This is a genomic window from Streptomyces sp. NPDC030820 (assembly GCF_055572075.1).
The window spans coordinates 174,702-193,034 of sequence record NZ_JBVIEB010000006.1 but is presented as its reverse complement, the minus strand read 5'-3'; the positions used below and the strand labels follow the sequence as shown (position 1 = coordinate 193,034).

Annotated in this window: 17 protein-coding genes; 5 read left to right on the top strand and 12 right to left on the bottom strand. The window is 71.5% G+C overall.

Annotated features, from left to right (window positions below; all coding sequences use genetic code 11):
- Positions 1-189 precede the first annotated feature (189 nt).
- The 4 genes from ACZ418_RS18475 to ACZ418_RS18460 all read right to left on the bottom strand — a co-directional run bounded on the left by ACZ418_RS18475 (position 190) and on the right by ACZ418_RS18460 (position 6,459).
- On the bottom strand, positions 190-2,937 hold the full coding sequence (locus ACZ418_RS18475) for an alkaline phosphatase family protein (RefSeq protein ID WP_468363648.1): 2,748 nt from the start codon (positions 2,935-2,937) through the stop codon (positions 190-192).
- A 5-nt stretch (positions 2,938-2,942) separates the two neighbouring features.
- Positions 2,943-4,301 (bottom strand): ABC transporter permease, encoded by a 1,359-nt coding sequence (locus ACZ418_RS18470; protein ID WP_468363646.1) that lies wholly within the window; start codon positions 4,299-4,301, stop codon positions 2,943-2,945.
- On the bottom strand, positions 4,298-5,302 hold the full coding sequence (locus ACZ418_RS18465; RefSeq protein ID WP_468363644.1) for an ABC transporter ATP-binding protein: 1,005 nt from the start codon (positions 5,300-5,302) through the stop codon (positions 4,298-4,300). The genes ACZ418_RS18470 and ACZ418_RS18465 overlap by 4 nt, the downstream gene beginning before the upstream one ends.
- A 176-nt stretch (positions 5,303-5,478) precedes the next feature.
- Complete coding sequence (locus ACZ418_RS18460) at positions 5,479-6,459, bottom strand: asparaginase (protein ID WP_468363642.1); 981 nt, start codon at positions 6,457-6,459, stop codon at positions 5,479-5,481.
- A 1,100-nt stretch (positions 6,460-7,559) separates the two neighbouring features.
- Here ACZ418_RS18460 and ACZ418_RS18455 point away from each other — a divergent pair.
- Positions 7,560-7,736, top strand: coding sequence for a hypothetical protein (locus ACZ418_RS18455; protein WP_468363640.1), 177 nt, complete (start codon positions 7,560-7,562; stop codon positions 7,734-7,736).
- On the opposite strand, the gene ACZ418_RS18450 is transcribed toward ACZ418_RS18455, so the two are convergent.
- The gene (locus tag ACZ418_RS18450) at positions 7,733-8,041 is read right to left on the bottom strand and encodes a hypothetical protein (protein ID WP_468363637.1); all 309 of its coding nucleotides are present in this window, start codon (positions 8,039-8,041) and stop codon (positions 7,733-7,735) included. The two genes, ACZ418_RS18455 and ACZ418_RS18450, sit on opposite strands and share 4 nt — an antisense overlap.
- Positions 8,042-8,269: 228 nt before the next feature.
- Between ACZ418_RS18450 and ACZ418_RS18445 the strand changes: the two genes are divergently transcribed.
- Positions 8,270-8,749 carry an HIT family protein gene (locus ACZ418_RS18445; RefSeq protein WP_468363635.1) on the top strand — a complete coding sequence of 160 codons (480 nt, stop codon included), beginning with the start codon at positions 8,270-8,272 and terminating at the stop codon, positions 8,747-8,749.
- A gap of 169 nt (positions 8,750-8,918) precedes the next feature.
- Positions 8,919-9,827: a TolB-like translocation protein gene (locus ACZ418_RS18440; protein ID WP_468363633.1), complete on the top strand. Its 909-nt coding sequence runs from the start codon at positions 8,919-8,921 to the stop codon at positions 9,825-9,827.
- Between the two features lie 48 nt (positions 9,828-9,875).
- Here the strand turns inward: ACZ418_RS18440 and ACZ418_RS18435 are convergent, their stop codons facing one another.
- Positions 9,876-10,460, bottom strand: a complete 585-nt coding sequence (locus ACZ418_RS18435; RefSeq protein ID WP_468363629.1) for a hypothetical protein — start codon at positions 10,458-10,460, stop codon at positions 9,876-9,878.
- Positions 10,461-10,546: 86 nt separating this feature from the next.
- Here ACZ418_RS18435 and ACZ418_RS18430 point away from each other — a divergent pair, with 86 nt between their 5' ends.
- Positions 10,547-11,200, top strand: a complete 654-nt coding sequence (locus ACZ418_RS18430) for a M15 family metallopeptidase (RefSeq protein ID WP_468363627.1) — start codon at positions 10,547-10,549, stop codon at positions 11,198-11,200.
- Positions 11,201-11,393: 193 nt separating this feature from the next.
- On the opposite strand, the gene ACZ418_RS18425 is transcribed toward ACZ418_RS18430, so the two are convergent.
- From ACZ418_RS18425 to ACZ418_RS18410, 4 genes are all read right to left on the bottom strand, one after another.
- The gene (locus tag ACZ418_RS18425; RefSeq protein WP_468363624.1) at positions 11,394-13,568 is read right to left on the bottom strand and encodes an FUSC family protein; all 2,175 of its coding nucleotides are present in this window, start codon (positions 13,566-13,568) and stop codon (positions 11,394-11,396) included.
- 73 nt (positions 13,569-13,641) lie between these two features.
- Positions 13,642-14,499, bottom strand: coding sequence for a 5-oxoprolinase subunit C family protein (locus ACZ418_RS18420; protein WP_468363621.1), 858 nt, complete (start codon positions 14,497-14,499; stop codon positions 13,642-13,644).
- Positions 14,496-15,143, bottom strand: a complete 648-nt coding sequence (locus tag ACZ418_RS18415) for a 5-oxoprolinase subunit B family protein (protein ID WP_468363618.1) — start codon at positions 15,141-15,143, stop codon at positions 14,496-14,498. Before ACZ418_RS18415 ends, ACZ418_RS18420 begins: the two co-directional genes overlap by 4 nt.
- Complete coding sequence (locus ACZ418_RS18410; RefSeq protein ID WP_468363615.1) at positions 15,140-15,892, bottom strand: LamB/YcsF family protein; 753 nt, start codon at positions 15,890-15,892, stop codon at positions 15,140-15,142. Before ACZ418_RS18410 ends, ACZ418_RS18415 begins: the two co-directional genes overlap by 4 nt.
- A gap of 103 nt (positions 15,893-15,995) precedes the next feature.
- On the opposite strand from ACZ418_RS18410, the gene ACZ418_RS18405 reads away from it, so the two are divergent.
- Entirely contained in the window at positions 15,996-16,118 is a 123-nt protein-coding gene (locus ACZ418_RS18405; protein ID WP_468363613.1) for a hypothetical protein, read from the top strand.
- A 448-nt stretch (positions 16,119-16,566) separates the two neighbouring features.
- Here the strand turns inward: ACZ418_RS18405 and ACZ418_RS18400 are convergent, their stop codons facing one another.
- Both ACZ418_RS18400 and ACZ418_RS18395 read right to left on the bottom strand, forming a co-directional pair.
- Complete coding sequence (locus ACZ418_RS18400; protein ID WP_468363610.1) at positions 16,567-16,905, bottom strand: GNAT family N-acetyltransferase; 339 nt, start codon at positions 16,903-16,905, stop codon at positions 16,567-16,569.
- A 42-nt stretch (positions 16,906-16,947) separates the two neighbouring features.
- Positions 16,948-17,937 (bottom strand): pirin family protein, encoded by a 990-nt coding sequence (locus ACZ418_RS18395; RefSeq protein WP_468363608.1) that lies wholly within the window; start codon positions 17,935-17,937, stop codon positions 16,948-16,950.
- Between the last annotated feature and the right edge of the window lie 396 nt (positions 17,938-18,333).

Below are 18,333 nucleotides of genomic sequence, written 5' to 3'. Positions count from 1 at the left end.
GATTGTTTCCTCCCTCACCGGTGAGCTGCGGCAAGCTTCACCGGGGGTGCGGTGGGACATCGCCGGCGAAACCACCCATTTGCCAGGCTATGCCCGAAGCGCTCACTCGGCAGACCTGCACCATCCGCCGCGGTCAGGACCCCCGGCAGGCGTACAGCCTGCCAGGGGTCCCCGACGGATCGGACTGCGTCAGCCGTCGGACTCCGACGACGGGATGTAGGCACCCGGCACGTCGTTCGGTGCGTAGATCTTCTTCTCACCGGGGTACGGCGTGCTCCAGTTGTGCGTCTGATACCACGTGAGGTGGTTCATCTGGGCGGGGTTGGCGAAGTCGGCCGTGGCGTGGGAGCCGGTCAGGCGCTGCTTCGACTTCCAGCTGTCCCACTCTGCGGCGAGCTGCTGCATGTCCGCCGGGACCTTGGCCGCCGGGACGGCCGCCGCCTTCGGGTCCTGCGCCGCCGGGGTGTCGACACCGCAGGAAGGCGGGGTCTTCAGGCCGTCGGTCAGCGAGGTCCGGTTGGGCAGCGCCTTGAACGGCGTGTAGTCCGGGCGCTGGGTGAACGCCCCGCGCATCGGGCTGGCCGCGCTGTCCTTCTGGTTCATCGGGTGGATCCCGAGGATCTGCTCGATGGTGCGGATCATCGTGATCTGCGAGTAGTAGTGGTTGTCAACGGTGCCGTGCTGGGCCCAGGGGCTGATGACCTGGATCGGGGCACGGTGGCCGTCGACGTGGTCGAGGCCGGCCTGGGAGTCGTCCTCGACGACGAAGATCGCCGAGTCCTTCCAGTACTTGCTGTGCGAGATCTCGTCGACCATCTTGCCGACCGCGAGGTCGTTGTCCGCCACTTCGGCCGCCGGGCTCGCCGGACCACCGGTGTGGTCGTTGGAGAGCCAGAACATGTTCAGGTTGGCCGGACCGTTCTTCTCGAAGTCCTGCTTCCAGATCTGGTACTTGTAGACGTCCGGGACGTCGAGGTCGAACATCGGGAAGCCGGGCACCGAGACGGAGTTGAGCGACGGAATCGCCGAACCCGTCTGGATGGGGTACGCGGTGGGCTGGCCGGTCGCGTCCATGGTCTTGGCGTCGCAGTACAGGTTCTGCCAGGTCGCGCCGGACGGCTTGTTCTCGATCGACTGGAACTCGCCGAAGTCCCGCACGGTCTTCCCGGCCGCCTGCGCACCGGTCCAGATGAAGCCGGACTTCTGGTGGCCGAGAGCGTCGTTCTCGGTGTCGTAGCTGCGCTGGTACTCACCGGCCGAGGACTCGGTGTACTCCGGGTCGTCGGCCTGCATCAGCCAGTTGTGGCCCTCGGCGGAGTTGGTGCCGATGTCGTACGTGTTGTCGTACAGGCCGAACTGCTTGGCCAGGGCGTGCTGGTTCGGCGTCACGTTCTCGCCGAACTGCGTGAGCGACGGGTCGCCGTTGCCCTGCGGCATGTCACCGAAGACCTGGTCGTAGGTCCGGTTCTCCTTGACGATCAGGAAGACGTGCTTGATCGTCGAGGGGTCGCCGAGCCGCTGCGGGACCGGCACCGGCCGCGCCTTGCTCCCGCCCGTGGTCATCGAGACCGAGCCGGGGGTCCAGCCGTTCTGCTGGAAGACCTTGGCCGTCTCGGACCTGATGACGCTGTCGTCCGGCAGAGTGAACCGCTGCACGCTCGACGTCGTGTCATGGGTGCCGTGGCCTGCGGGGTTGTTCGGGCGACGGGCGTCGATACCACGGGTGTTGGAGACCAGCACCTGGTTGCCGACGGTCGTGATCTCCGCGGGGAAGTAGTCCGTCGGGAGCAGGCCGACGTAACTCACCGGCTCCAGCGGGCTCTTGTACCGGTAGACGGCGACCGCGTTGGCGCGGCCGAGGGTCACCAGCAGGCGGCCGTCGTCGGTGAGCGTCACCGCGTTGGGCTCGTAGCCCACCGACGCCTCCGGCCACGGCCGGGTGTCGATGGTCTGCACGACCTTGTTCTTGTCGGTGTCGATGACCGACACGTTGTTGCTGGCCGTGTTGGTGACGAACAGCGCCTTGCCCTTGGCGTACAGGGCGGTCGGGTGCAGACCGACGTCGATGCTCGACGGGTCCGCGGTCGGGTTCGCCAGGTCGATGACGCTGACCGTGCCGCTGGTGGTGGCACCGGTCTTCGGGTCGGCCGGTACCTGGGTGCCGTACGAGTTGATGGTCGTGTCGCCGGCCTTGGCCGGACGGCCGCCCTCGTTGCTGACGTAGAGCTTGTCGCCGACCTGGACCATGTCACGCGGGGCGTTGCCGACGTTCCAGCTCTGCTTGACGGCGCCGGTCGCCGCGTCGAGGGCGACCACCCGGTTCTGGCCGTTGACCGCGGAGTACACGGTGGAGCCGTCGGCGGAGAACACCGCCTCGCCGACCAGGGCGCGCTTGGATCCGTCAGCCGGGATCTTGATGGAGGTCGGGTTGGCGACCGTGCCGTCCGGATTGACCGTGAACTTCGTGCAGCCGTCGGCCTGGCCCAGCCACAGCTGCTTGCCGTCGGGCGAGTACGTGGGGCCTTCCTGGCCCACGGAGTTGCTGCTGAGGCGCGGGGTCGACGAGGCGGCGGTGCCGACGACCTGCTGCACCTTCCAGTTCTTCACGTCGACGATGGCCAGCGCGCTGCCACCGTCGGTGACCGAGGCCGCTATGTGGGTGCCGTCCGGGCTGGGCGAGGACGACATGATCTTGCCGTTGTTGATGACGAGGCGGTCGCCGTACGGGGCGAGGTACTGGTCGCTGGAGATGACCTGGCCGCGATCGGTCGTCTGGCCGACCTGGTCGGTGCCGAACTGGTGGGTCTGGGCGTAACCGACGCCGGCGGTGACGGCGAGGACGACCGCTGTGGCGCCTGCGGTGAGGGCGCTCCGGCGCCCGATTCGTCTACCGCGAAACTCCGTCTCCACAGGCCGGCGGTGGCGTGTTACCTGCATGGAGGTCATCCTTTCGAGGTGCTGAGAAGTTCGACGTTGCCGTCGAACTGCCAAAGGGGGTTCGGTGCGTCGCCGGTCGGGGTCCGCACCAGGAAGTAGCCGTTCACTTCCTTCGGTCCGTCGCCGTCGGCGACGAACCGCCCGTCCGAGGTGACGTCGAGTTGGTAGACGGCCGTCCCGGTGGCCTCGACGCCAGGCAGATGCCAGGAGATGACGCAGCGCCAGTCGTTGCCGGGTCCCTCGGCGGCGACCCTGACGCTGCCCTTGTCGCAAGTCGCCGCGGCCTTCAGTTGCGCTTCGGTGACGTCCGGGCGGTTGAGCTGCTTGGTCTGAATGCGATAGAGGTGGGCGAACTCCGTGGCGAGAGAGCGCTGCACCTTGTCCTGCGAGATCCCGGAGCCCGTGGCCCCGGTCGCCGACGCGACGACGGCGACGGTCGCGCCGGCCAGTCCGACGAGCGGCAGGAGACCGACGGCGACCGCGCGACGCCCCGAGCCGTCGGCGGTGAGATTCGTGAAGTCGCGCCGCAGGAACAGCAGGTACGCCAACGTTGTCGCCAGCACGGCCCACAGCAGGCTGACCACGACGCCGATCAGGAGCGGGCCGAGCTGTGCCGGGCTGGTGAACAGGCCGTTCCAGGCGATGAAGGCGTAGCCGGGCAGGGCGAGGCGTACGGCGACCGGGAGCGGCAGCATCTGTGCGACCTGCATCGCGAGCGCGACGACCGCGGGCAGCAGCAGCCCCATCGGGGACCGCCCCAGCGCCACGGACCCGAGGAGTCCGATCGCGGCGAGGGCCAGGGTCGGGGCGAGTACGCACACCCAGGCGAGGGCGACCTTGCCCGCGGCGTCCGTCGGCGTCAACTGGTGGCCGTCGAGACCGACCAGCGGCCGGTTGCCGACGGTCACCAGACCGCCGGCCGCGCTGGAACAGGCCAGCCCGGCCACGAGCAGCAGGATGACGGTGAGGCTGGCCAGCGCCTTCGCCGCGAAGATCCGCCGCGGCGAGCGGACCGCCACCAGCAGGTGCCGCCAGGTGCCGAGCCGGTCCTCGGAGGCGAACACGTCACCGGCGACCACCGAGGTCAGCAGCGGCAGCGCCCAGGTGCCCGCGAAGCCGAGCATCACCAGCGGTCCGGCCCACCCCGTGGCGAGCATCCAGCGGCCGAAGAGGGTGTCGGAGGGGAGTGTGCTCTGCCGGCTCACCGCGGCGACGAAGAGCGCCGGGACGATCCAGCAGGCGAGCACCAGCAGGCGGATCCGCCATTGCGAGACGAGCTTGACCAGTTCGAAGCGGTAGCCGCGGGCCACCGAGACACGGCGGGCGCCGGTGGACCGGTCGGGGGCGGGGGCGGTCGCGGTCATCGGCCGGCCTCCTGCTGCTGGGCGCCGGCTTCCTGCTGCTGCTCGGCGCCGGGCCCCGTACCTTCCGTGGCGGTCTCCTGATGCTCGGTCAGGGCCAGGAACGCGGCCTCCAACGGGGACACCACGGGGGCGAGTTCCCGCAATACGGTGCCCGACTGGACGAGCCGCACCACGAGTTCGTCGAGGGCCGGCATCAGGGCGCGTACGACGAGCACCTCGTCGCTGCCGGGGCGTCCGTCGTCGACGAGGTGGATCCCGGGCGTGTCGGCGGCGAGCCGGCGGGCGGTCTGCGGATCGGAGGCGATCAGCCGGTAGTCGAGTTCACGGTTCTCGGCGGCCAGTTTGCGCAACGGACCGGAGAACACGACGCGTCCGGTGGCGAGGATGGTGACCTCGGAACACAGTGCCTCCAGGTCGTCCATGCGGTGGCTCGACAGCACGACGCTGGTGCCCTCCGCCGCGAGCCGGGCGAGGACGCCGTGGACGTGCTTCTTGCCGGCCGGGTCGAGGCCGTTGGACGGCTCGTCGAGCACGAGCAGCCGGGGCTTGGTGAGCAAGGCGGCGGCGAGCCCGAGCCGTTGCCGCATGCCCAGGGAGAAGCCCCGGATCCGGTCGTCGGCGACGTCGGTGAGTCCGACCTGGCCGATGACGTCGTCGATGCCCGCCGTGCGCGGGTCCTGACCGCGCAGAGCGGCGAGCGCGGCGAGGTTCTGCCTGGCGGTGAGCGACGGGTAGAGGCCGGGGCCGTCCACGAACCCGGCGACACCGTCGGGAGCGGCGAACGTCCTGCCCACCGGCGCACCGAGGATCTCCAGGCGGCCGCCGTCGGCAACGGCCAGCCCGAGCAGGAGCCCGAGGAGCGTCGTCTTGCCGGCGCCGTTCGGGCCGACCAGCCCGTGGATCTGTCCCTGCGCCACATCGAGGTCGATGCCGTCGAGTGCGACGACATCACCGAAGCACTTGGTGATCCCGCGAGCCCGGATCGCGAGCAGTGAGTCCATGAGCCCCTTCTTTCGAAAGCCTCATGGACCCTAGGGAGAGCACACCGTCCGCACAGGAATCGCCAGTCGAACGCTCAAGGAACGGAAGACAACAGCCGTCCGCCGCGTCCACAGACGAAAGGCCGCGCAGGCGCCCTTGCCGCCCGGCGCAGCCGACACACCGTCAGTGACACGTGTCAGAACACCGCTCGCACCTCGCCCACCTCCTGCCCCCGGCCCAGCACCGGCGTACGACCGACGCGGTCCACGACGGGTGCCGAGACGCCCAGCAGGCGCAGCGCACGGGCCAGGACGGGGCCCAGGGCTCGCACTCCACCGTCCTCGATCTTGAGGGCCAGGGCACGGCCGTCGGGCAGGGCGAGGGCCTGTACCGCTTCCGCGCCCACCTTCGACAGGACGCCCGGCATCTCCGTCATGAGCCAGGTGTCGTGGCGGTGGGTGCCGGCGACGTACTCGGGGTGGGCGCGCATGGCGTCGGCGACCCGCCGTTCGGGGGTGCCGGGTGCGGCGAGGACGAAGGAGCGGAAGGCACGGGCGAGGCCGGTCAGACTGATCGCCAGCAGCGGCGCCCCGCAGCCGTCCACACCGACGGCGGCCACCGGTTCACCGGCCGCCTCCTCCACGACCGTGCGGATGACGCGCTGGAGCGGATGGTCCGGGTCGAGGTAGGACTCCAGCGGCCAGCCCCGTAGCGCGGCGGCAGCCAGCATCGCCGTGTGTTTGCCGGAGCAGTTCATGGCCACGCGGTCACGCCGACCGCCGGCCGCCAGATAGGCCTCCTGCTCCTGCTGGTCCAGCGGGAGGGCGGGCGGGCACTGGAGGTGCTCCGGGGTCAGCCCGTGCTCGTCGAGCATCGCCCGCACCAGGTCGCGATGGAACGGCTCGCCGGAGTGGCTCGCGGCAGCCAAGGCCAGCCGTTCTCCCCGGAGGCCGAGGCCGGCCCGCAGCATGCCCGCCGCCTGCATCGGCTTGTTGGCGGAACGCGGGAAGACGGGGGACGTCACATCGCCGATCGCCCACTCCACCGAGCCGTCCGCGGCGAGGAGCACCACGCTGCCCCGGTGCCGCCCTTCGACGAATCCGGAGCGGACGACCTCGGCGAGGACCGGGGCACTCGGCGCGCTCTCGATGGGGTCGGCTATGGCGGACTGGGACATCGGCGGTCACCTTCCGGACGGGTACAGGGTTCGACCCCGCCCGGCCGTCCCGGGATCGCCGGACACGCCGGCCGGACGAGAGGGTCGCTCCGCACCGTACTCGCGCCCGAGAGGTGCGCCACAGTAGGCCTCACGCCCATGAGCATGTCCCGGCGCACCGTCGAGCTCGGGGCGACCGGCTTTCCCGTCGGCACGAAGTGCGAGAAGTGGACCTACTCCCCGCACGACACCACCACCCACGACCTGGGCTTACTCTGCCATCCGTCCTGGGTCACCGTCTGGCGGCTGCCCGGTGAACGACGGTTGGCGCGCGGGTGCGATCGAGGCAGGCCGAGTCGCTCATCCAGCGCTACGACCCGCGCGGCCGCTTCGTCCGACCGCCACGACCTGTCACCCCGTCAGGCGGACGCCCTCCTGGCCGTCGAAGGCGGCGACAAAGCCTGCGCGGCTGGGACCTGCCCCCGCACGGCGTGGAGTCTGTGGCCGTCAGCGACGACGCGGACGTGGTGGTGGTCGCGGGCATGGACGGCTCCGTGCGGGTGCCGGGTGTCACCGTCCGCACGATCAGCGAACCGTGTCGACAACTACGACCGGTGGTGGGGCGCCGCGCTGACGCTCGTCGCCGACGGGCAACGGGTGGCATCCTTCGACGGTTACTGGTGGCTGCTACGCGTCTGGGACTTGCGAACCGGGGAACTCCTGGGCGCCATGGACCGGCTGAGCCAGCGCTTCGCGTTCAGCCCGGGCGGACGGTTCGCGCTCTCCGCCTGTCCACCGACTCGAGATGCGGCCTGCAGAAGTGGCTGCTCGACGGCAACCGATGCCTGCGCACCCTCGACAGCGCCACTGGCGGCTACGCCTCGGCGAGCGCGGACGGCCGGATCGCCCTGCGCCCCGGGACCGCGTCCGGCCTCATCGCGGAGGCCCGCACAGCCACCGCCGCCTGAACCGCGCGGCCGCACTCCTCGACAGTGGCCGCAACGCCGACACCTGGGACCGGCTCCAGACCATCCGTGCCCTGCCCGGCTACCGGCGGCACCCGCGGCTGTTGCCCATGTGGCGCCGAGCCGGCGCGGCCGGCCGCCGAGGTGCGAAGGACGGTGGTGTGTGCCGACGGCCGGCACGCGGTCGCCACGGACGTACGCGGCATCCACCTGGACCAGTCGGCCCACCGGCGGTCTGCGGATGCCGTCCACGGCGTGGCCCTGTCCGCGGACGGCTGCCACGCCGTGTCGTTCGACAATGTGGGCACGGTGCTGTGCTGGGACCTTGACTAGCACTCGGCTTCGGAGAACCCCTCGTCATAGCCCGCGTAGTAATTGTCCTCGAAGTTCTCGTCGGGGAAGCTTTCGTATGCTGAAGGATCCGGATCTCGGCACGCCTTGCCATCAATGTAGCCCTCCGTCCAGCCGGGCCCCTCGTCCTTGCTCGGGCTGATGCCGACAGGTTCGCCTCGCGGCGCGGCTACCACTGTTGTCGCGGGGGAAGGGGCCGCAAACGCCTGCGCGGCCATACCTGGAGAGAATACGAGGAGCGCAAGGGTCATCGGAGCGGCCCAAATGATCGATCGCTTGGCATGCACGACTGTTCTCCTTTCTCGTGGAATTGCCGGGGCAACCACTCAGAAAGCAAGTGCTGAACATTGAACAAGCCTGCGGCGTATTTGAATTGGGGCGGCCGATCACACGCTCCGGAGGGTCACACTCGCGCCATATCTTGAATGCGCCTTTTCATCACTGTCTCACCCCCATCAGGGTTACGCCATCCGGGTGATGCCCCTGCCTGTACGGGCAGGCCGTAGGTTGGGGCCATGAGTGATGACTGGCGCACGGACCGGATCGGGGCTGCTCTGCGGGGCGAGAACCCGACGGTGCTACGGCGGCTTCGGGCGGGGTTCGCGGTGATCGGCGACGTGCAGTTCCTGCCGGGCTACTCGGTCCTGCTGGTGGACGAGCCAGGTGTTCAGCGGCTGTCCGATCTGCCCCGGGCCAAGCGGCTGGCGTTCCTGTCCGACATGGACCGGCTCGGAGAGGCCGTGGAACGGGCCTGCCGACGGCTGGATCCCGCCTTCCGCAGGGTGAACCTGGAGATCCTCGGCAACACGGACCCGTTTCTGCACGCCCACGTCTGGCCCCGGTTCGAGTGGGAGTCTCCCGAGGTGGTGGGCAAGCCCGTATGGCTGTATCCGCCGGACCGGTGGCGGGACGAGCGGTTCGGGCTCGGTCCGCAGCACGACGAACTGCGGGGTGCGATCGGGGGTGAGCTGGACTTGCTGGCGTCCATGTCCTGAGCGTGTGCGCCATGCGTGGCCACCTCGTCGGCCTTGGCCGTGCAGCTGTCGCCGCGGTCTGGCGTGTTACGCCCCTGTGACACCGAACTGACAGTTCCAAGATCAGGCCCTGTCAAGCTCGACTTCACCGAACGACCTGACCAGTCCATGTTCCTGGGGGAATCTGCTCATGACCACACGCACCCGCACCACGGCGGCCGCCATCGCCGTGGCCGCAGCCGTCACCGGCACGGCGCTGCTGGGCGTCTCCGGCGCCGCCTCGGCCGCGACGAGCGCCTCGCACGGCACCCTGACCGTCAGCAACGGCACCAAGTACGTGCTGATCGGCGGCCACAAGGTGAACTTCGGGGTGCCCGTCCGGGACCTCGCCTGGTCCCCGGACGGCAAGAAGGCCGCCTTCGTGGACGACTCCGGCAACCTGGACATCGCCAACCCGGACGGCAGCGGGCGCGTGGTCGTCGCGAAGAATCCCGGCAACCAGAACTGGTCCCACCCGACCTGGCAGGTGACCGCGAAGGACACCCGGTACAACATCCCCGCCAAGGACAACCTCATCTTCGCGGCGCGCGCGGACGGTGTGTCCCGCCTGAAGTACATCTCCGCCAAGGCCGTCCACGGCACGCCCAGGACGCTGTCCCTGAACAGCGACCCGGGTCCGGGCGGTGCGCTGCCGCAGACCGGCAACGTCTGGCCCAACGCGGCCGGTCACTACGGCACCTCGGTCTACGCCAACGACCACACCGGTGCGGTCTACATCCGTGACGACTACCTGCGCCAGCAGGGCGGCAAGCTCACCCAGGGCTCCCAGCCGGCGCTGTCCCCGAACGAGGAGGAGGTCGTCTTCGTGCGCTCGGTCGCCGGCCACGACCATGTGCTCGTGGAGGACTTCATGCACGGCAACCACATCAAGGACCTCACCCCGCACGCCACGACCGACTACACCGAGCCGGCCTGGTCCCCCGACGGCAAGACCCTCGCGGTGCGCACCCCGTCCGGCACGGTGACCCTGCCGGCCGACGGCTCGGGTCATCCGGCCAAGGTCACCTCGACGGTCGGCCTGGCGGCGTACCGCCCCTGACGTCGTACGACGGGACGGGCCGGGCGCGTCCGGGCCAGGGAGTGCGGGTCACTTCGCGGTCCGGGCGAGCTCGGCCCGCAGTTCGTCCAGGTGCGCGTCGGCGGTGTCGTGCGGCAGGAACTCCACGACGTCGAGAAACCGGAAGAGCACCCGGCTGCCGGTGACGGCGTACTCGTACTCGCCGAAGCCCACCACCGCGCCCAACGAGCCCCGGACGGCGCCCCGCACCACATGCGAGGTCATGTCGTCCGGTTCCGCCGCCGACATGCCGCGCCGGGCGTTGGGCCGGGCCAGATAGGGGCACACCATCGAGGCGTACAGCATGCACGCACGGTGGCCCGGTCCTTCGAGGGTCGGCGCAAGATTGCGGTAGGGCCGTCCGGCGGCCAGTGCCTCACCGATCGCCGCGCTCTCCGCGGCCCCCACCACACGCCACACGGGTCCCTGCGGCATGGCCTGGTTGCACACCGAGCACAGACGCTTCCGCGCGCATGCGGCACTGCGTTCGTAGTCGGTCAGCGCGAACTGCGGCTCCTCCCCTTCCCAGGGGGTGATCGCCGGGACCGGATACCCACGGGCGTCACGGGGCCGGGCCTCGACCGCCGCCGGCATGGGGACACTCTCGAATCGCACAGGCCATGACTACCAGGACCAACGGCCTTTGGCCAAGGCGGCACAGGTGGCCACCTGTTGCGGGGACGATCGGCGAGGATCAGTGCATGAAAAGGATCGTGCTGATGTCGGATCCGAGGGTCGCGGCCGTCCCCGTGACCGACTGCGGTGAACCGCTCGTCGACGTCCGGCTGCGGGACTCCCTCGCCGTGGATGCGCGCAGGGCCGAACCGTCAGGGGCGTTCGCGCATCTGCGGGAAGGGGTGCTGATCCGTCTTCTCAGGGCTCAGCAGTTGCTCCCGGGCGGCCTGCGCCTGCTGTTCGTCGAGGGATACCGGCCGCCCGCGCTGCAGCGGCGGTACTTCGAGCGGTACTCCGCCACGTTGCGGTCCGCTCACCCGGACTGGTCGGCGGAGCGGGTGCGCGAGGCCGCGAGCCGGTATGTGTCGCCGCCGGAGATCGCGCCGCACAGCGCCGGCGCCGCGGTGGACCTCACGCTCGTCGACGCCGAGGGCCGGGAACTCGACATGGGGACGCGGGTGAACGCCAACCCGGAGGAGAGCGACGGCGCTTGTTACACCGACGCGGCCACGATCGGCCCCGAAGCGCGGGCCAACCGGCGTGTGCTCGGTACGGTGCTCAGTGCCGTCGGCCTGGTCAACTATCCGACCGAATGGTGGCATTGGTCCTACGGCGACCGTTACTGGGCTCTGTCCACCGAAGCCGGCAGTGCGCTGTACGGGCCACGGGAACTCGGATGAGCCTCGGGGGTGCTGCTCCAAGGCCGACCGCGCAGCGCCATGTCCAGGTAGCTCACGGCGTTCAACGCGGTGGTGCCGGCGGCCCCGGCGGCACAGCCGCGCGCGATGGTGCTGAACATGTCGCTCCGGGTCCCCGTCGTCGACGTGGGCCAAACGGCGCCGCCCTCGGCCGCGGCGGGATCGGGCGGCCCGGTCACGGCGTGGGTGGACCTTGTCCGGGCTCCGGGCTGCCGCGTGCGATCCGGGTCAGGTCGGTCATGAGCGAGTCCAGCCAGGACACGGTCGCGTAGTACCGGCGCGGCGCGCCGGGCGGCTCTGTGACGGGCCCGACGCGCCCCGGATCGACCAGCGGAATCGGCCCGGTCGGGGTGTCCGCTCCCGGGTCCAGGGCCGCCGAGATCAGCAGCATCCGACCGGCCACCCGGTCCCCCAGCCCGCCGAGGGAATCGGCCGCCACGGGGCCGAGGCCGGTGAGCGGCGGCGCCAACAGCCGTTCGGAGCCCCACAGGGTGTGGTGTCCGGCCATCAGCGTGGCCTGCCAGTCCACGCTGCGCCGGGTGGGCCGGCGCGCCGGGCCGCCGAACGGTGTCGGCTCGCACTGGAACTGCGCGAACGCGGACTCGGCGAGGACGACCGCGCGCTGCAACGACCGGTGTCCACACGCCCCGGACGGCGCGGCCACGGCACCGCCGCCCGCCACCGAGGCGCTGGTCGCCACCACGATCTCGGCCGCCCTGCGCAGGAGTTCCGCCGCCGCGTAGCGCAGTTCGTCATGGGCGCCGCGCGGCCAGGCCAGCAGTCCGAAGACGGCGCCGATCGCGCTGCCGACCAGCACGTCCAGCATCCTGACCTCCGCCAGCCGCCAGGTCGGCGGGGCCAGCTGGGCGAAGACCAGGGCCACGAGCACGGTGAACAGGCCCTGGGCCCAGCCGACGCCCTTGACCGGCCCCACCGTGAAGGCGAACAGCATCCACACCGGCAGTACGACGGCGTAGACGGCGGTGTCGGTGCCGGCCAGGCTCAGTGCCCCTGCGGTGACGAGAGCCCCGGCCAGGGTGCCCGCGAGTGCCAGACGGATGGTGTGCCAGGTCTCGTCCATGGTGGTCCGGGTGAGGGTGAGCGTCGCCAGCATGGCCCAGAATCCATGGGGCAGCGTGTCCACTCCGGCCACGAGCCGGGCCGCGGTCAGCGCCAGGGCGATACGGACCGCGTTCTGGAAGAACACCGAGCGGCGCCCGGCGTGGCCGCGGAGGCGGTGCCACCACAGGATCGGCGCCCATGTGCCGGCGTACCAGAAGCGGCCTTGCGAGATCTCCACCGCTGCATGCCTTCCGCGTACGGCGAGATCGGCCGCTGTGGCCATGGCGAGCGCGGCGTCGGCGATCTCCAGCACGGCGGCGTGCCGGCGCAGCACGGCGGGCGGGAAGTCCGGTGCGCCGGCACATCCGGGGGCCGGGCCCGCGGACACGGCCGACAGGTGCGCGCGTGCCCTCACCAGGTCCTCGTACGGGGCCACCGGCGACGGCCCGGTCCCCAGACAGTCGGCGGTCGCAGTGGCCAGCCGGGCGACGGCCCGCAGTACGGCGGTCACCTCGGGGCCCGGCTGCCCGCCGGGCGGGACGGGCAGCTGCGCCAGGCGGCTGAGGAGGGTGCGCGTGGCGAGACCGGTGTGGGCGAGGGCGCGGTCGCGCAGGCCTGGCCCGGCCGGGCGTTCCGCCTCCGGCACGGTCAGGGACCGCAGGGACCGACTGGCCTCCCCGGCCGCCCGGATGTCGGGGTCGGTCAGGGTGTACGGCGGTGCGGCGAGGAGGGTCGCGCCGTGGGCGGCGGTCCGCACGGCGTGGGCGGCCCGTTCCCGGTACGACGGCGGGCTGGGCTCGGGGAAGATCAGCGCCTCGGCGACGATGAAGAGGACGAGTCCGGTGCTGGTCCCGATCAGGCGCTCGCCGAGCGTGTCGGGGGCGTACGGGGGGAACGACGGGAGGATGTAGAGGAGTTGCAGGCCCGGAGCCGCCCCTGCCGGCCGTGGCCCGCCCACGGCGGCGAAGGCCAGCGCGAAGCCGACCGCCAGCATGCCGACGACGGCGCTCCAGGTCCGTACGGACAGACAGGTGCCCACGACGACCAGCAACCAGCACACCGGAAGCAGGCGGAGGACCGTCGCGGCCCGCTGCCGGCCTGTGCCCGGGATCTTGGCGAGTCCGCCCAGTGCCACGGACGCGAACAGGGCGTAGGTGGCCGCCACAGGACGGTCGAGGCCGTAGCGGAAGAGGTAGAAGCCGGCCGCGGCGACCAACGTGACGCGTACCGCCCGGCGGCCCGAGACGGCGTAGTCCGCCGGATTCCGGCGGGCTGGGACACCACCCACCCCTACAGAATCACCCACCTCCGGAGTCCCGGCACTCCGCCGCCGGGCGCGGCGGAGAGCGGCAGCGGGCGGGTCACCCCAGGGTGAAGCGGATCGGCGTACCGGCCGCGGCCTGCGCGGCAGCCGCAAGGGCGGCCTCGGCGACGACGCCGATCACCGGGTAGCCGCCGGTGGTCGGGTGATCGTGCAGGAAGACCACCGGGCGCCCGTCCGGGGGCACCTGCACAGCGCCGAGGACCATGCCCTCGCTCGGCAGCTCGCCGGTCGACACGCGCTCCAGCGCCGGCCCTTCGGTGCGCAGGCCGATCCGGTTGCTGTGCTGCGACACGCGGTACGTCGCCGAGGTGAGGGTGCGCAGCGCGCCGGGGGTGAACCAGTCGGCGCGGGGGCCGAGCCGCAGCGGCAGGGTCAGTGCGGTCGGCGGCGCCGGCCAGGGAGCGCTGTCGGGAAACGCCGGCTGCCGGGCGGGAGCCCCCAGCGGGAGGACGTCCCCGTCGCGCACCGGCGCCGGGCCGAGTCCGGAGAGCAGGTCCGTCGAACGGCTGCCGAGGACCGGCTCGACGGCGATGCCGCCGGCGACGGCGACGTACGAGCGCACGCCCGCGGTCACCCCGCCCGCGTTCAGCAGGGCGCCCGCGGGCAGCCGTACGGGCACTCCCCAGGGCGCCGGCCGGCCGTCGACGGTCACCGGGCAGGGTGCGCCGCCGACCACGACGGTCACGGCGCGGTCGGGGCGCAGGGCACAGCCGGTCAGGGTGGTCTCCAGGGCGGCGGCGCCGGGGGCGTTGCCGAGCAGCAGATTGGCCAGCCTCAGGGCGCCGGCGTCGAGGGCGCCGGAGCGCGGCACCCCGAGGTGGGCGTGGCCACGCCGGCCGCCGTCCTGGACCGTGGTGAGGGCGCCGGAGCGTACGACGGTGAGCTTGGCGGTCACGGCGTGTCTTCCTCCGCCACGAACCGGACGCGCGTTCCCGGCGTGAGCAGGGCGGGTTCCTCCCGGCTGAGGTCCCACAGCGGTGTCGGGTCCGGCATGGTCCCGATCAGCTGCCAGCCGCCGGGGGTGGCGCGCGGGTACACCGCGCTGTAGGGGCCGGCGAGCGCGACCGCTCCGGCCGGGACCCGGGTGCGGGGGGTGTCGCGGCGCGGCACGTGCAGTTCGGCCGGCAGGCCGGTGAGGTAGCCGAAGCCGGGGGCGAAGCCGCAGAAGGCGACGCGGAAGGTGCAGGAGGTGTGCCGGGCGGCGACCTCGTGCACGGCGACGCCCCACAGGGCGGCCACCTGGGCCAGGTCGGGTCCGTCGTAGCGTACGGGGATCTCCACGACTCCCTTGTCGTCGGCGGCCCGGGTCGGCACGTCCCAGTGGGAGAGGTGGCGAGCCAGTTCCTCCGGGTGTGTGACGCCGTCCAGGAGCACGGTCCGCGCGCCCGGCACGATTTCCGCGACGGGCGGCAGGCTGCCCGCCGCGCGCCGCCGCAGGAGTTCGGCGTGGAAGGCTCCGGTGTGCTCGGCGTCCGGCAGCTCGACGAGCACCGCGTGCCGCCCGGCGAGGCGCACCTGCAGAGACCGGCTGTCCGTCATGCGAACGCCCCGACCTCGATCCCGGCCGCCTCCAGAGCCGTGCGCACCCGCGCCGCGATCCGGGCGGCGCCCGGGGTGTCACCGTGGACGCACAGGGAGCGGGCGGTCACCACGACCGTCGTACCGTCCACGGCCTCGACCGCACCGTCCACCGCGAACGCCAGCGCGCGCCGGACCACCAGCTCCTCGTCGGTCACGACGGCGTTCGTCTCGCGTCGCGACACGAGCGTGCCGGCCGGGGTGTAGGCGCGGTCCGCGAAGGCCTCCGGTACGGCGGGGAGGCCCGCCTCCTCGGCCGCGGCGAGCAGCTCGGACCCCGGCAGGCCGAGCACCGGCAGCGCGCCGCCCGCGAGTTTCACCCCGTCGACCACGGCCGCGGCCTGCTCGGCGTCGTGCACGGTGCGGTTGTAGAGCGCGCCGTGCGGCTTGACGTAGGCAACCTCGGCCCCGGCGGCCTGGGCGAAGACCCGCAGTGCCCCGATCTGGTAGGCCGTCTCGGCCGCCAGTTCGTCGGCGGGTACGTCCATGGCCCGGCGGCCGAAGCCGGCCAGGTCGCGGTAGGACACCTGCGCGCCGATCCGGACGCCCCGTTCGGCGGCGAGGTCGCAGACGCGGCGCATCACCGCGGGGTCGCCCGCGTGGAAGCTGCAGGCGACGTTGGCGCTGGTCACAACGGAGAGCAGGGCGTCGTCGTCGGTGAGGGTCCAGCGGCCGAAGCCTTCACCGAGGTCTGCGTTGAGGTCGATCACGTCCCGAAACGTAATCGATTGTTGAACGATCCCACAAGTGAGTGGAACGGCGGGACTTCCTGTCCCCGGCGCTGACGGAGGCCGACGCTCTCCGTTGTTGGAGGTGCCCGTCGTCTCCGACCGGGCCGACCCGCAGGACTTCACGGCCGACCACTGGCTGGCCACCTTCGCGGCACTGGCCCTCGACGGGGGATCCACTGCCACCCCGGTCGGCGTGTCCTGCTGACGGCGGACGCGAGCGGGCCCGCCGCCAGGCCCACGACCTGGCCGGCGCCGTCGGCACGGCGCAGTGCGATCGCGGCCGGGAAGTCGGGGTCTACCTCGAAGGCCGCCGCCTCCGCCGGGGTCATGGGACCGCCCTGGCAGCCGAGTGCGGGCGCGCTCCGGCGACGGCGCCAACTGCGGGTCGGCGGCTGCGAGATGGCGTCCGGCCGGGATGTGCGCGGCGACCAGGCGGGCGACCCGCGGCGGCCCCAGCAGCCCCTCGACGGCGGCCGCGGCGCGCCCGCCGTGGCCCACTTCGTTGGCAGGATGTCCACCGGGTCACCCGACCGGTCCGGGGGTGTCCCAGGCGTCCACGCAGTCGGCCAGCAGGGCCATCAGCTCGTCCACGCACGGCTGGTGCGCTGCCGTAAGGCCGACCGCCGAGATCGACGGCCGGCCGGCGAGGGCGGTCAGCCCAGTTCGGTGTCCAGCCAGTGCAGGACGTCGGGGGTCACGGGGTCGGTGATGTCGGCGAACTCCTCGTGCTTGTTCAGGAACTTGGCCACGTACGGGCAGACGGGCACGATCCGCCTGCCGGCCTCACGTACGTCGGTGAGCGCCTCCTGGACCAGCCGGGAGGCCAGGCCCTGTCCGGCGAAGGCCTCGTCGACCTCGGTGTGGAAGAAGACGCGCTGCTCACCGCGGTCGCGGTAGGCGGTCAGTCCGGCGCGCTTGCCGTCGACCAGGATTTCGTACCGGTGCTTGGCCTCATTGTGCTCGACGGTCGGAGCGGCGGAGGGCTGGCTCATGGGATGCCTTTCGGATGGGGTGCGGTGCACGCGTCGGACGGATCAGTGGCGCGGCGGATTCCTGCGCGGGGTGATGACGGCGTTGGGCAGGGCGGGGGCGAGCAGACGGTGTCCCGGGTACCCCTCGACGACGCCGAATCGATCGGAGGAGTTCTGCCAGTCCTCCCGGGCCTTGGCGATGTCCTCGTGACTGCGCCCGATGAAATTCCACCACATGACGATCTCCTCCTCGAAGGGGATTCCGCCGAGCAGCACCGTCCGCGCGAAGTCGTCCGACTCGTTCGTCAGCGTCAACGCGTCGGCGCTCGGCGGGACATAGCCCAGCTCCGAGGGTCCGACCAGGGTGTCCGCCAGGCGCACCTGCCCCTGGTCGACCAGGAGGCCGTGCTCGAAGGCGGGGTCCACGGCGAGTGTGACGGTCGCGCGCGGCCGGAGGACGATCTCGGCGCCGAGCAGGGGCGTGAAGGTCGGCACCGGGGAGACCCGGCCGGCCAGGGAGCCCAGGAAGACCCTGATCTCGGCCTCGTCGGTCAGCACCGGCTCGGGCGCGTAGTGCTGGAAGTCCCGTTCGGTGTCGCGGTGTTCCTCCGGCAGCGCCACCCACAGCTGTACGCCGTGCAGGACGGTGGTCCGCGGGGTGGAGACCTCCGAGTGGCTGATGCCGTACCCGCCCGTCATGAGGTTCAGCTCGCCGGGCCGTACGAGCGCGTGGTTGCCCATGCTGTCCCGGTGCTCGATCTCCCCGGTGAACAGCCAGCTCACCGTCTGCAGGCCGGTGTGGGGGTGCGGGGCGACGTCCATGCCACCCGTCACCGAGACGTCGTCGGGACCGTAGTGATCGGCGAAGCACCAGGCGCCGATCAGCGTCCGGGCCCGCTGCGGGAGCGTACGGCGTACGGTCATCGCCCGGGGACCGCCGAGAGGCACATCACGCGGGGTCAGTACGTCGACCCCTGCCGTCTCGGTGGACCGCTCGGCGTCCACTGTGGCACCGCACCGCAGTTCCGTGGGTTTCGTTTCGATGTTGCTCACCGTGGACCGCCTCCCGGAGGGGTAGTTCTATATTCAACTATCATGCCATGATCGTAGGCGGTCGACACGGGATCTCCACCCAGGCCGACTCCCCGGCTCGACCGGACGCTCGTAATGCTGACCAAATTACGCGTAACGACCCAAATCGTCTGCCACAGCCTTCACGGACGGGGTCGGTCATCTCCATCAGAGATGACCGGCATCGCAAGTCATCGCGATCAAGAGGGAAGCAGAGGGAGCGGCCCAGCGCTTGTGCCAGTGAGAGCGGCGAGGAAGCTGCTCGATCGTCGCCAGGCATCCCGCCGAGCCGGCCTCACCGGCTCCCGCCTCCGAAGAAGGTCAACGTGCCCCAGTCCTCCGAACTCCGGATCTCGCGTCAGGGTGCGGCCGGTGCCG

Excerpts from the sequence above, each read along its gene's own strand:
- ACZ418_RS18475 (WP_468363648.1), bottom strand. The coding sequence starts at position 2,937 with ATGCAGGTAACACGCCACCGCCGGCCTGTGGAGACGGAGTTTCGCGGT.
- ACZ418_RS18470 (WP_468363646.1), bottom strand. The coding sequence starts at position 4,301 with ATGACCGCGACCGCCCCCGCCCCCGACCGGTCCACCGGCGCCCGCCGT.
- ACZ418_RS18465 (WP_468363644.1), bottom strand. The coding sequence starts at position 5,302 with ATGGACTCACTGCTCGCGATCCGGGCTCGCGGGATCACCAAGTGCTTC.
- ACZ418_RS18460 (WP_468363642.1), bottom strand. The coding sequence starts at position 6,459 with ATGTCCCAGTCCGCCATAGCCGACCCCATCGAGAGCGCGCCGAGTGCC.
- ACZ418_RS18445 (WP_468363635.1), top strand. The coding sequence starts at position 8,270 with ATGAGTGATGACTGGCGCACGGACCGGATCGGGGCTGCTCTGCGGGGC.
- ACZ418_RS18440 (WP_468363633.1), top strand. The coding sequence starts at position 8,919 with ATGACCACACGCACCCGCACCACGGCGGCCGCCATCGCCGTGGCCGCA.
- ACZ418_RS18430 (WP_468363627.1), top strand. The coding sequence starts at position 10,547 with ATGAAAAGGATCGTGCTGATGTCGGATCCGAGGGTCGCGGCCGTCCCC.
- ACZ418_RS18415 (WP_468363618.1), bottom strand. The coding sequence starts at position 15,143 with ATGACGGACAGCCGGTCTCTGCAGGTGCGCCTCGCCGGGCGGCACGCG.
- ACZ418_RS18400 (WP_468363610.1), bottom strand. The coding sequence starts at position 16,905 with ATGAGCCAGCCCTCCGCCGCTCCGACCGTCGAGCACAATGAGGCCAAG.